Source organism: Streptomyces sp. NPDC002403 (assembly GCF_053593015.1).
In genome coordinates this window covers 1-12,462 of record NZ_JBSFBQ010000039.1, presented here as the reverse complement: position 1 = coordinate 12,462, position 12,462 = coordinate 1, and the positions used below count along the sequence as shown (strand labels likewise).

The 12,462-nt window shown below is 71.7% G+C and carries 11 protein-coding genes; 8 read left to right on the top strand and 3 right to left on the bottom strand.

Going from position 1 to position 12,462, the window contains the following annotated elements; translation table 11 throughout:
• Position 1 precedes the first annotated feature (1 nt).
• Positions 2–2,134, bottom strand: coding sequence for an alpha/beta fold hydrolase (locus ACWCPY_RS31455; protein ID WP_451270665.1), 2,133 nt, complete (start codon positions 2,132–2,134; stop codon positions 2–4).
• A gap of 166 nt (positions 2,135–2,300) precedes the next feature.
• Between ACWCPY_RS31455 and ACWCPY_RS31450 the strand changes: the two genes are divergently transcribed.
• The 8 genes from ACWCPY_RS31450 to ACWCPY_RS31415 all read left to right on the top strand — a co-directional run bounded on the left by ACWCPY_RS31450 (position 2,301) and on the right by ACWCPY_RS31415 (position 9,890).
• Entirely contained in the window at positions 2,301–2,495 is a 195-nt protein-coding gene (locus tag ACWCPY_RS31450) for a hypothetical protein (RefSeq protein ID WP_329818050.1), read from the top strand.
• A gap of 66 nt (positions 2,496–2,561) precedes the next feature.
• On the top strand, positions 2,562–3,461 hold the full coding sequence (gene mshB / locus ACWCPY_RS31445; RefSeq protein ID WP_451270663.1) for an N-acetyl-1-D-myo-inositol-2-amino-2-deoxy-alpha-D-glucopyranoside deacetylase: 900 nt from the start codon (positions 2,562–2,564) through the stop codon (positions 3,459–3,461).
• Positions 3,458–3,895, top strand: a complete 438-nt coding sequence (locus ACWCPY_RS31440; protein ID WP_451270661.1) for a DUF6113 family protein — start codon at positions 3,458–3,460, stop codon at positions 3,893–3,895. The genes mshB and ACWCPY_RS31440 overlap by 4 nt, the downstream gene beginning before the upstream one ends.
• Before the next feature lie 340 nt (positions 3,896–4,235).
• Positions 4,236–6,248 (top strand): peptidoglycan binding domain-containing protein, encoded by a 2,013-nt coding sequence (locus tag ACWCPY_RS31435; protein ID WP_451270659.1) that lies wholly within the window; start codon positions 4,236–4,238, stop codon positions 6,246–6,248.
• A 180-nt stretch (positions 6,249–6,428) separates the two neighbouring features.
• The gene (locus tag ACWCPY_RS31430) at positions 6,429–7,364 is read left to right on the top strand and encodes an ABC transporter ATP-binding protein (RefSeq protein WP_451270657.1); all 936 of its coding nucleotides are present in this window, start codon (positions 6,429–6,431) and stop codon (positions 7,362–7,364) included.
• Entirely contained in the window at positions 7,361–8,101 is a 741-nt protein-coding gene (locus ACWCPY_RS31425; protein ID WP_329818045.1) for an ABC transporter permease, read from the top strand. Before ACWCPY_RS31430 ends, ACWCPY_RS31425 begins: the two co-directional genes overlap by 4 nt.
• Positions 8,098–9,282, top strand: coding sequence for a sensor histidine kinase (locus ACWCPY_RS31420; protein ID WP_451270655.1), 1,185 nt, complete (start codon positions 8,098–8,100; stop codon positions 9,280–9,282). The genes ACWCPY_RS31425 and ACWCPY_RS31420 overlap by 4 nt, the downstream gene beginning before the upstream one ends.
• The gene (locus ACWCPY_RS31415) at positions 9,279–9,890 is read left to right on the top strand and encodes a response regulator (protein ID WP_451270653.1); all 612 of its coding nucleotides are present in this window, start codon (positions 9,279–9,281) and stop codon (positions 9,888–9,890) included. Before ACWCPY_RS31420 ends, ACWCPY_RS31415 begins: the two co-directional genes overlap by 4 nt.
• A 37-nt stretch (positions 9,891–9,927) precedes the next feature.
• Here ACWCPY_RS31415 and ACWCPY_RS31410 read toward each other — a convergent pair whose 3' ends face one another.
• Both ACWCPY_RS31410 and ACWCPY_RS31405 read right to left on the bottom strand, forming a co-directional pair.
• Positions 9,928–11,439 carry an FG-GAP-like repeat-containing protein gene (locus ACWCPY_RS31410; RefSeq protein ID WP_451270651.1) on the bottom strand — a complete coding sequence of 504 codons (1,512 nt, stop codon included), beginning with the start codon at positions 11,437–11,439 and terminating at the stop codon, positions 9,928–9,930.
• A gap of 121 nt (positions 11,440–11,560) precedes the next feature.
• Positions 11,561–12,280 (bottom strand): class F sortase, encoded by a 720-nt coding sequence (locus ACWCPY_RS31405; protein WP_451270649.1) that lies wholly within the window; start codon positions 12,278–12,280, stop codon positions 11,561–11,563.
• Positions 12,281–12,462 lie beyond the last annotated feature (182 nt).

Below are 12,462 nucleotides of genomic sequence, written 5' to 3'. Positions count from 1 at the left end.
ATCAGCCGTCGAGCCCCAACGACCGCTTCAGGAAGTCGACCTGGAGCAGCAGCAGGTTCTCCGCCACCTGCTCCTGCGGCGTCATGTGCGTCACCCCGCTGAGCGGCAGCACCTCGTGCGGGCGCCCGGCCGAGAGCAGCGCCGACGACAGCCGGAGCGAGTGCGCGACCACCACGTTGTCGTCCGCGAGACCGTGGACGATCATCATCGGCCGCACCTGCTCGGCGGCCTCCGAGAGACCCTCGTCCGTGATCACCGAGTTGTGCGCGTACACCTCGGGCTGCTCCGCCGGGTCGCCGAGGTAGCGCTCGGTGTAGTGGGTGTCATAGAGCCGCTGGTCGGTCACCGGGGCGCCGACCACTCCCGCGTGGAAGACATCGGGCCGCCGCAGTACGGCCAGGGCCGCCAGGAATCCGCCGAACGACCAGCCGCGGATCGCGACCTTGCCGAGGTCCAGCGGGAACCGGTCCGCGAGTGCGTGCAGCGCGTCGACCTGGTCGTCCAGGGTGAGCGCGATGTTGTTCTTGACCTCCTTCTCCCAGCCCGGCGAACGGCCCGGTGTGCCCCGGCCGTCCGCGACCACGACCGCGAAGCCCTGGTTCGCGAACCACTGCGACGTCAGATGCGGATTGTGCGCGGCGACCACCCGGCGGCCGTGCGGTCCGCCGTACGGATCCATCAGCACCGGAAGCGGGCCGTCCGACTCCTTGTACCCCTCGGGGAGCAGCACGGCGCACGGAATTCGCCGTGCGCCCCCCTCGGTGAGACGCGCCCGCGCGGAGAGCACCGGCTCCTCGGCGTGGCTCGCCACGGTGGCGACCGGCTTGCCGTCCCGGAACACCTCGGCACGGGCCCCCGGCCGTTCCGGGGAGTGGCTGACCAGCACCGTCACCGCGCCCGCGCGGACCGCCGAGTGCACCCCGGCCCCTTCGGACACCCGTTCCACGCCCAGTTCGTTGACGCGGTAGACATGGGTCTCGCCGATCTCCGGTTCCGCCGCCTCCTCGCCGGCCGTGGCCGCCACCAGGATGTCCGACTCACCGATGTCGAGCACCGCCCGGAGCTGCAACTGCGCCCCGGTCAGCAGCCGGTCGCCGACCGCGAGCACCCGCGCCCCGCCCTCGTCCGCGATCCGCACCAGCCGTCCGTCCGGGGTCCAGGCGGGCACCCCGGGGAAGATTTCCAGCCAGACCGGGTCCTCGTCGGCATGCACCGTCCGCGTCGAACCGGTCTCCGTGTCCACCGCGAGGAAGAGGTGGCTCCGCTGGTCGCGGGACTGCACCAGCAGCAGCGGCGCCCCGTCCGACGACCAGTGCACCTGCGCCAGATACGGGTGGCGTACCCGGTCCCAGACCACTTCGGTACGGGTGCCGTCCAGGCCGAGCACGAAGAGCCGCACCTCGGCGTTGGGCGTCCCCGCCGCCGGGTACGCGACCTCGGCCGGCCGGCGGTCCGGATGCGCGGGATCCGCGATCCACCAACGCCGCACCGGGCTGTTGTCGACCCGGGCGACCAGCAGCCGGTCCGACTCCGGCGACCACCAGAAGCCCCGCGAACGCTGCATCTCCTCGGCCGCGATGAACTCCGCGAGACCGTACGAGACGTCCTCGGCCTCCGGCTCGGCGAGCGCCCGGTCCCCGTCGCCCTCCGCGCCCACGACGCGCAGCGCACCCTTGGACACATATGCGATGTGTCGTCCGTCCGGTGAGGGCCGCGGGTCGATCACCGGGCCCGGAACCGGCAGCGCACGTGCTGTACCCGCCCGCAGTTCGGCGACGTACACCTTCCCGGAGAGCGCGAAGGCGGCCAACTCGGCCGCCGCGTCGACCGCGTAGCCGACGATCCCCGAGGAGCCCTCGCGGCTGCGCTCGCGGCGGGCCCGCTCCTGCGCCGACAGCCGCTCCGCCGAACCCCCCAGCAGCGCCCCGGGATCCGCCACCACCCGCTCCTGCGGCGATCCGTCCTTGGGCAGGTCGAGCACCCACAACCGGCCCGACCGGTCGGTGCCGGAGCCCGACCGCAGGAAGATCACCCGCTCCCCGTCGGGGGAAACGGTGAACGACCGAGGAGCGCCGAGAGTGAATCGCATGGTCCTGGCGTGCTGACGGGGAAAAGAGATCTGCTGCGAAGTCATGTGTCGAACCTAGTCCCCGACCGCCCGGTCGTGCGCCCCTCGTGCTGCTGTGCCCCGATCAATGCGTTACGACGGATAGTTATGATCCGTAGCGCTCGGTGGGTATGAAACCTGCTGGCTCCATGTGTGCTGCCCGTCCCGACCGTACCGATGGAGGTGAACCGCCGTGGCACTCAAGATTTCGGCGGTGGTGCTGCTGGCGATCGTCGTCTTCCTGCTGATCCGGAAATCCGGACTGAAGGGCGGACATGCGGTGGTCTGCGCACTGCTGGGTTTCTATCTTGCCGACTCGTCGATCGCGCCGAGCATCTCGAACCTGACCACGAACGTGGCGGGCATGATCGGAAGCCTCAAGTTCTGAGGCCCGGCTCGTCGGCGAAGGGAGCACGGGCGGTGTTCGGTGCGCCCGGCTCGTAGGGTGGTCCCCATGACGGACCACCCCGCCCGGCGCCTCCTCCTGGTGCACGCGCACCCCGACGACGAGTCGATCAATAACGGCGCCACCATGGCCAAGTACGCGGCCGAGGGTGCCCAGGTCACCCTGGTGACCTGCACACTCGGTGAGGAGGGCGAGGTCATCCCGCCCTCCCTCGCCCATCTCGCGGCCGACCGGGACGACACCCTGGGCCCGTACCGCCGGGGCGAACTCGACGCGGCGATGAAGGAGCTGGGGGTCACCGACCACCGGCTCCTGGGCGGCCCCGGCCGCTTCCGCGACTCCGGGATGATGGGCGCCGAGCAGAACCACCGTCCCGGCGCCTTCTGGGCCGCCGACGTGGACGACGCCGCCGGGCACCTGGTGGAGGTCATCCGCTCGGTGCGCCCGCAGGTCCTGGTCACCTACGACCCCGACGGCGGTTACGGACACCCCGACCACATCCAGGCGCACCGCGTCGCGATGCGCGCCGCGGACCTCGCCGCCGACCCCGCGTACCGCGCCGGGTCCGGCACCCCGCACCGCATCGCCAAGATCTACTGGAACCGCGTGCCCCGCACCGTCGCCGAGGAGGGCTTCGCCCGCCTCCGGGCCACCGCGCCGGACGCCTTCCCGGGCATCGCCGCCATCGACGACGTGCCGGGTGTCGTCGACGACTCCAGGATCACCGCACAGATCGACGGCGCCGCCCATGCCGCCGCCAAGAGCGCGGCGATGCGGGCCCACGTCACCCAGATCGCCGTGGACGGCCCCTTCTTCGCCCTCTCCAACGACCTCGGCCAGCCCGTCTTCACCACCGAGTACTACGAGTTGGTGCGCGGTGACTCCGGGGCCCCTCAAGGCGTCCGGGAGGACGACCTGTTCGCGGGTGTGGCGGGGGCCGAGCGATGAGCGGCGGCAAGCAGGGCGCACCGCGCCCCTCCAGGGACGTCGCGGCCACCGGCCTCGCCGCACCCCTCAACCCCGGGCGGATCGCCGCCTATGCGGGCCTCGCCGTGCTGGGCGCGCTCGTCGGGATCGCCGGGACGCTCGTCCAAGCCGCCTGGTTCCCCGCCGGGTTGCTGCTCGCGCTGGCGGCCGCCGCCGGGCTCTTCTACGGCGGCCGCCTGGTCTTCGGCACCCAGCTCGGCGCCCTGGCACCCGCTGCGGGATGGCTGATTTCGGTCGTCGTTCTGCTCGGTGGACGGCCGGAAGGCGACTATGTCTTCGGCGACGAACTGGGTCTCACTCTTTTTATGCTGGGCGGGATGGCCGTCGCTGTGATCTGTGCCACCGTGTCGCGGGTGCCCCAACAGGGCGCCGACAGCGGGCGACCCGGCAAGTGACGTGCCACGTCCGCGCCTGTAATGCCCCATGTCCGTTCGGCGGTCGCACAGTCGTTTCCCCCGGTCGCGGGGTGTCCGTCTGCGGCGGCCAGTATGGTGGTTCGCGCGCCTAGTCGGGTGCTGAAGATCTTGGCCGGGCTCGGGACGCCTGGCACGCACATCTGCGGCGTTACCGAAACGCCCTAATAGCTCCGCTATGAGGACGCTCCGGCGCCTCGCAGCGGCACGCGCCAGGCGCCGCTCCCTGATCCGGCCAAGATCTCCAGCACCTTCCTAGCCGTCCCCAGGCCTGTGGCGTGGGGGGAAGTACGGGCGGCGGAGCCAATCGGGAGAACCTGCTTTGAGTCGTGAAACTGACAGTTCGTCCTCCGGGCCCCAGGGGCGCGGAGGAGCCGCGTACCCCTCGGGGACACCGCCGTACGGATCCCGCCAGTATCCGTCGCTGCACCCTTCGCACGATGCCCCGGAGGAGGCCCCGGAGCCCGCGGACCCGTCCCGGTCCGAGGAGCCGAGGACCGAGACGACGCTGACCACGCGCATCCGGATCAACATTCCGGGCTCGCGTCCCATCCCGCCCGTCGTCATGCGTACGCCCATGGGCGACACCGACAACGCCGACGCCGAGCGCACGGGCAGCATCCCGCGGCCCGGTTCGCCCGCGACGGACGGTGCGCCCTCCGGCCCGGACGGCGCACCGTCCGCCGAGGCCCGGACCGAGTCCGCGGACCCGGCCGCCGAGAAGCCGGCCCGGGAGAAGAGCGGCAGCGACTGGTTCGCCCCGCGCAAGGCCCCCACGAGCACCTCGGTCGCCGGTGGCGGCACGGCCGGTGGCGCCGAGGGCATCAGGGGTGCCGCGCCCACCGCGCCCCGCCCCGACCTGCCGTACTTCTCGGACGGTCCGCAGCGCACGGGCGACCAGGACGCGCCCCGCCCCGACGACTTCGGCGGCCCCGCCTCCGGCGGCTCGCGTCCCACGCCGAACCTCGGAGTGCGTACGCCCGGCCCCGCCGGACCCACCACGGGCCCGGCCACCGGCACTTCGTCCCTGACGCCGGACCTCGGCGGACCGGGCGGTTCCGCGGGCCCGCAGGGTCCCGGTGCCCCCGGCGGCCCGCCGCGGATGTCCGACGACACGGCGGTGCTGACACCGCAGTTCGCGGGCCCGGCGCCCTCCGGCCCCGGCGGCAACGTCTCCGGTGACACGCTCACCAGCGGCATCCCCGTCGTCCCGTCGGAGAACCGGCCGGCGTCCCTGTTCCCGGGTACGCCTCCGGGCGGGCGCCCCGATCCGGCGTCCCGTGTCCCGGGCGACCCGATGGGCACCGGACCGGCGGGACCCGGCGGCCCCGCCGCCGCGTCGGCCCCGCGCCCCGAACCGGCGTCCGCGTCCGCTCCCGCGAAGAAGCAGGGCCGCTCCAAACTGGCCCTCCTCGGCGTCGGTGTCGTCGGGCTGCTCGGTGTCGCCTACGGCGCCGGGCTGCTGATGAACCACTCGGACGTCCCCAAGGGGACCACCGTCCTCGGCGTCGACATCGGCGGCGGTACGAAGGAGGAGGGCGTCACGAAGCTGGACGCCGCCCTCGGCAAGCGCGCCGTGACCCCGCTCCAGCTGTCCGTGGACGGCAAGAAGACCCAGCTCGCGCCGGACAAGGCCGGGCTCGCCCTGGACAGCCAGGAGACCGTCCGCTCGGCGGCGGGCAGCGACTACAACCCGGTCTCCGTCATCGGCTCCCTGTTCGGCGGCAAGCGCGCCGTCGACCCGGTGATCCCGGTCGACAAGGAGAAGCTCGGCGTCGCGCTGACGGACCTGGCCGGTGTCTCCGGCTCGGCCAACGACGGCACGATCAAGTTCGAGCCGGGCAAGGCCGTCGCCGTACCCGGGAAGTCGGGCAAGGCGCTGGACGTCGACCAGTCGATGTCCTCGGTGCGCGACGCGTACCGCGCCCAGGTGCAGACCGGCCGGACGAAGGTCGTCGAGCTGCCCGTCACCACCCGCGAACCCACCATCGGCCAGGCCGAACTGGACCGGGCGATGAAGGAGTTCGCGAAGCCCGCGATGTCCGGCCTGGTCACCATCAAGGCGGGTACCAAGCAGATCCAGTTCGGCCCCGCCAGGTCGCTGCCGCAGATCCTCTCGATGGTGCCGGTCAACGGCCGGCTGGTCGAGCACTACGACAAGAAGGCCATCGAGACCCTCTGCGACGGCGTCTTCGACGGCATCATGATCACCAAGGGTGACGGCAAGAAGCACCAGCTCAGCGCGGACGACGTGGCACACGCCATGCAGAGCGCACTGCTCGGGAAGACCACGGCCGAGCGGACCGCCACCATCGGCCTCAACGGCAACGGCTGACCGCAGCCGCACCGCCGAGCACCGCACAGCACCGCCCCCGACCGCATTCCGGCCGGGGGCGGTGCCGTTTCCGGACACCGCCCCGACAGCTGAGTCATGCGCCCGGCATGACATCTGTCATCCCGTTTACACGATCCTCGGCCCTGCCGCGAGCACCCCGCCCTCCCTCACGCTTGACGCATGACAACGACAGCCGCCGAGGCCACCGGGGCGAAGACCGCCGCGGTCCGCTTCGAACAGGTCAGCAAGGCATACGGAGCGGTACGCGCCGTCGACGGGCTCACCCTCGATCTGCACCCCGGAGAGACGGTGGCGCTCCTCGGCCCCAACGGTGCCGGGAAGTCCTCCACCCTGGATCTGCTGCTGGGCCTGCGCACCGCCGACTCCGGCACGGTCCAGGTCTTCGGCACCACCCCGCAGGACGCCATCGCCGCGGGCCGCGTCGGCGCGATGCTCCAGACCGGCGGCCTGATGGAGGACGTCACGGTCAAGGAACTGGTCGCCCTCGCCTGCGATCTGCACCCCAGGCCCTACCCGGTGACGGAGGTGCTCTCCCGCGCCGGTGTCGCGCAGATCGCCGACCGGATGGTCAACAAGCTCTCCGGCGGCCAGGAGCAGCGCGTCCGTTTCGCGCTCGCCACCGCGGGCGCCAACGACCTGATCGTCCTCGACGAGCCGACCACCGGCATGGACGTCACCGCCCGCCAGGCCTTCTGGGCCACCATGCGGGAACAGGCCGAGCAGGGCCGTACCGTCCTGTTCGCCACCCACTACCTCGAAGAGGCCGACGCCATCGCCGACCGCGTCCTGGTCCTCCACAAGGGCCGGCTGCTCGCCGACGGCACCGCCGCCGAGATCAAGGCGAAGGCCGGAGCCCGCCGGATCTCCTTCCGGCTGGAGGGCCCGGCCGACGAGGCGGCCCTGCGCGGCCTGCCGTTCCTGGCCGCGCTCGACATCACCGGCAACCGGGTCCGGATCCAGTCGCACGACGCCGACGCGACGGTCCACGCCGTCTACGGACTCGGCCTCTTCCCGCGCGAACTCGAAGTCGCGGGACTCGGCCTGGAACAGGCCTTCGTCGCCATCACCAAGGCCGAGGAGGCCAGGACCTCATGAAGACCCTCATCAGGCTCGAAGTGACCCGCACCCTGCGGAACAAGAAGTTCATGTTCTTCTCGATCATCTATCCGTCGGTGATCTACCTGCTGATCTCCAACACCCAGAACACCTCCGACCGGATCCCGCACACCGATCTGACCTTCCAGGCCTTCTTCATGGTCTCGATGGCTTCCTTCGGCGCGCTGACCGCCGTCCTCATGGGCAACAGCGAACGCATCGCCAAGGAGCGCGAGAAGGGCTGGGTCCGCCAGCTGCGGCTCACCGCACTGCCCGGCCGCGGCTACGTCCTGGCGAAGATCGCCAGCGCGGCGATGGTCACCCTGCCCTGCATCGTGGTGGTCTTCCTGGTCGCCGCCGCAGTCAAGCACGTACGGGTGGAGACCTGGCAGTGGTTCGCGCTGGCCGGGGTCATCTGGGCCGGTTCACTGGTCTTCGCCGCGCTCGGGGTCGCCATCGGCTACCTCGCCAGCGGTGACGCGGTCCGCCCGCTCACCATGATCATCTACTTCGGGCTCTCCATCCTCGGCGGTCTGTGGATGCCGAGCGCGACCTTCCCGCAGTGGCTCCAGAACATTTCCGAGTGGCTTCCCACGCACGCGTACGCTTCTCTCGGCCAGGCGATCGAGATGGGCGGTTCGCCGCACGCCAAGGACGTCGCCATCCTCTGCGCCTACTTCCTGGTCTTCGCGGGCGGCGCGGCCTGGCTCTACCGGAAGGACACCCTGAAGGCGTGAACGACGACGAGACGTCCGTGGGCGTCGGGCGCCCGCCCACGAACCGCAAGCAGGTCTGGATCAAACTGCTCTGGATCGGCATCTGGCTCGCGTTCATGAGCGCCCCGGTCACGGACCTGACCGGGGGCAACCACACCCCGTGGGCGACGGTGCTCGGCGCGCTCGGCCTGGTGACCTTCGTCGCGGCCTATCTGGTCCTGGTCTTCCGCCACACGTCCAAGCCCCTGGACAGCCGTCTCGTCCACTCCGCGATCGCCTTCCTCGGCGCCCTGTCCGTCGTCCTCATCCTGACGCTCGGCACCTCGTGGCTGGTCCTCTTCGTGTACGTCGCGGTCTCCGTCGGTGCCACCCTGCCACTGCGGACGGCCCGTTGGCTGATCCCCGCCGTCACGGGGGTCATGGTCCTCATGGGCCTGGCCGGTGACCACCCCCGCGAGGTCATCACCGCCCTGATCTTTCCCGCGCTGCTGGGCGGGTTCTCGATGACGGGGGTGAGGCAGCTGATCCGTACGACGATCGAGCTGCGCGAGGCCCGCGCCACCGTCGCCCAGCTCGCCGCCAACGAGGAACGGCTCAGGCTCGCCCGCGATCTGCACGATCTGCTCGGCCACTCGCTCTCCCTGATCACGCTCAAGAGCGAGCTGGCCGGCCGGATGCTCCCCGACCACCCGGAACAGGCCGCCGCCCAGGTCGCGGACATCGAACAGGTCAGCCGCCAGGCCCTGATCGACGTACGCGGCGCCGTCACCGGCTACCGCCGCCCGACCCTCCCCGGCGAACTCGCGGGCGCCCGCACCGCGCTCGCCGCCGCGGGCATCACCGCCGACGTCCCGGCCGAGTCCCCCGAAGGCCTCCCCGAGAAGCCGGAGGAGGTGCTCGCCTGGGCGCTGCGGGAAGCCGTCACCAACGTCGTACGCCACAGCGGGGCCCGCCACTGCACGGTCACCCTCGCCCCGCGCCAGACCCTGGACGGCAAGGTCCTCGAACTCACCGTCTCCGACGACGGCGTCGGCCCCTCGGGCACGAAGCCGGGCAACGGCCTCACCGGCATCGGCGAACGCCTCGCCACCGTCGACGGCACGCTGATCACCTCGGGGGGCAACCCCGGCTCCGGTTCCGGCAAAGGCTTCACCCTGGCCCTGACCGTTCCGCTCGATTCCGGCCTAGGATCCACGGAATGAGCATGATCAGACTCCTCCTGGCCGAGGACCAGTCCATGGTGCGCGAGGCCCTCGCGGCACTCCTCGGCCTGGAACCCGACATCGAGGTGGTGGCCCAGGTCGCCCGCGGCGACGAGGTGCTGGCCGCCGCCCGCGAGCACGACATCGACGTGGCGCTCCTGGACATCGAGATGCCGGGCATGACGGGCATCGAGGCGGCGGCGGTCCTGCGCCGCGAACTCCCTGCCGTGAAGGTCGTCGTCGTCACCACCTTCGGCCGCCCCGGCTACCTGCGCCGGGCCATGGAATCGGGTGCCGATGCCTTCCTGGTGAAGGACGCCCCGGCCTCCCAGCTGGCCGCGGCGGTACGGAAGGTGCTCGCCGGCGAACGCGTCATCGACCCCACCCTCGCGGCAGCGGCCCTGGCCGACGGCGCCAGCCCCCTGACCGACCGCGAACGCGACGTACTGCGCACGGCGGCGGACGGCTCCACCAACGCGGAGATCGCGACCGCCCTCCACCTCTCCCAGGGAACGGTCCGCAACTACCTCTCCATGGCCATCCAGAAACTGGCCGCCCGCAACCGCGCGGAGGCGGTCCGCATCGCCCGCGAGAAGGGCTGGCTGTAGCCCGCTCCGCCACCCCTTTTGTGCCGTCGCCGGTCCGTCAGTCCGTCAGTGTCTCGCTGAAGCGGGACCGGCCGGTCGGGGCGCCGATCGTGGCCGCGCCGAACGAGACGGAACCCTTGGCGATGACGCCCGCGGCATCCGTACCGAAGATCCACAGGGCGCCCCTGCTGTTGTTCTCCGTCGGGGCGCCGACCACCATCTCCGTACGGCCCTTGCCGTCGTAGTCGCCCAGCGCGAGGGCCTGGCCGAACTGGTCGCCCGCCTCGGCGACCCCCGGAACCCCGGCCGTGTACTGGCCGAACTCCTTGGAGCCCGCACCGCTCACGCCCTTCGGGCCGCCCTTGAGCACCAGGACCCGGCCCGCGTCGGCGATGCCCTTGATCTTCTCGTTCGGCAGACCCACGGCGATGTCCGGGTAGCCGTCGCCGTCCGTGTCGCCCAGCGCCAGGCTGTAGCCCATCCGGTCGTGGAACTCGGCCGTGCCCGAGACACCCTCGGTGTCCTGGTTGATCCAGACGGGCTTGCGGGCGGTGCTCTGCCCCCCGGGGCCGCCGTAGGAGATGAAGAGCGCGCCGCCCTTCTTCACGGGGGTGTCCTGCCCCGACCACTCGTCGCCGCGCCCGATCACGATGTCCCCGTGGCCGTCCTTGTCCAGGTCGGCGATGCCCACGGAGGTGCCGCCGACGCCGGCGCCGTCCGCGTCCTTGATCTCGACGGGGGCGGCGAAACCGGTGCGGCTGCCCTTCAGCAGATACGTGTGCTGCTGCCACGGGTCGTCCGGGCCGAAGCCGAGGATCACCAGATCGCCCACGCCGTCGCCGGTCACATCGCCCACAGCGATCTCCGAGGTGTCGAGGACCGCCGTGCCGTCGACCGTGAAGGAGCTGACCCTGTTCCACTGCCCGGTGCGGCCGATCGGGCCGTGCAGGACGTGGCCGCCGCGCCGTACGTCGCCCACCGCGATGTCGGCGATGCCGTCACCGTCCACGTCGCCCACGTCCAGGTCGCCGGTGGCGTCGCGCTGGTCGCCGGGGACGGGCTTCAGGATCGTGACGTTCTTCGAAAGGCCGGACGCGCCACCCCAGTTGACGGCCAGCACCGTGCCCTGGTCGCCGTCCGTCGTCGTCCCCCAGAGGCGGCTGACGAGATCCGCGTAACCGTCGCCGTCCAGATCGGCGCTGCGCAGGGTCATGCCGTAGCGCGCGTCCCCCGGATTGTTGAGGCCCGAGCGGTCCGGCCAGGTCAGCACCTGCTTGCGGGCGGAGGACAAGCCGCCGGGGCCGCCGAAGAGGACGCTCACGGCGCCCGCACCCTCCGAGCCGCCGACGGTGGCCATGGGCGCGCCCACGGCCACGTCCGGGTATCCGTCACCATTGAAGTCGTCGCGCAGCCGCTTGCCGCTCGGCGCGCTCGCCGCCCGGACCGACGACGGCGCCGCCTGGGCTGACGACGGCGCGGCGGCGTGGCCGGCCGGAGCGGCCACGGCTCCGGCGACCAGGGCGATTCCGGTGGCGATCGCCAGCCGGCGGCGTTGGGAAAGAACGGGCACGTCGATCAACTCCGGTGCTCGGGAAGCCATTCGGGGCGGTACGGAATCGGCTTCCGTACCGCCCCGTACGACCTCGCGGCCCGGCGGATGGTTGTGTCGCACCGTTGACGAGTGCCGGTGCTCAGCCGTTCTTGAAGGAGTCGAGATGAGCGAAGGCCACCACGTTGTCCTCGTAGTCCTTCGCGGTCTTGTTGTACGGGCCTCCGCAGGTGATCAGGCGCAACTGGGCGGAGTTGGTCTCGGCGTAGACCCGGTCGTCCGGGAACTTCGCCTTGCTGAACTGCTCGACGGAGTCGACCTTGAACGTGGCGACCGAGCCGTCCGCGCGGGTGATGTCGACCTGGGCGCCGGGCTTGAGGTACTGGAGCTGGAGGAAGACGGCCGGACCGGTCATCGTGTCGACGTGGCCCGCCACGATCGCGGCACCGCGTTCGCCGGGGGTCACACCGTCCTTGTACCAGCCGACCAGGTTGGTGTCGTTGGGGGGCGGCGGGTTCAGCTGGCCGGTGGGGCCGAGGGACAGATCGGTGAACGGCGCGTTGACACCGATGGCCGGGATCCGCAGCCGCTGCGGGACGGAACGGGCCATCGCCGGGCCGACGGTGGCCTTCGACGAGGTGACGGGGGCGGGGGCGGCATGGGAGCCGAGCACCTCGGGGGCGGCGGACGAGACGGCGGCGGGCGGGGCCGGCGGTTTGTCGTCGGCCGCGGTGCCGAAGGAGTTGTAGATGAGAACCATGCCGAGCCCGGCTGTCACGGCGGGCCACATCAGGGCGCGGCCCAGTGTGGTTCGGGGGGCAGTCCGGGTGGGGGTGGAGCCGGTCGACTGCGGGGCGGCCATGGGAACGTGCCTTTCGGTCGTGCGGTGTTGAGGGGGAGGAGCAGAGGGAGCCGGTCCGGGGCTTATCCGGGGTTTACCGGGGGTGAAACGCATGTCGGTGGCGACGGCGGGCCCGCCCGGGTCTGCGAGGCCGGTGGCTCCTACGACCCCGCCGTGCGGCTGACGACGGTGACGGACCCGGC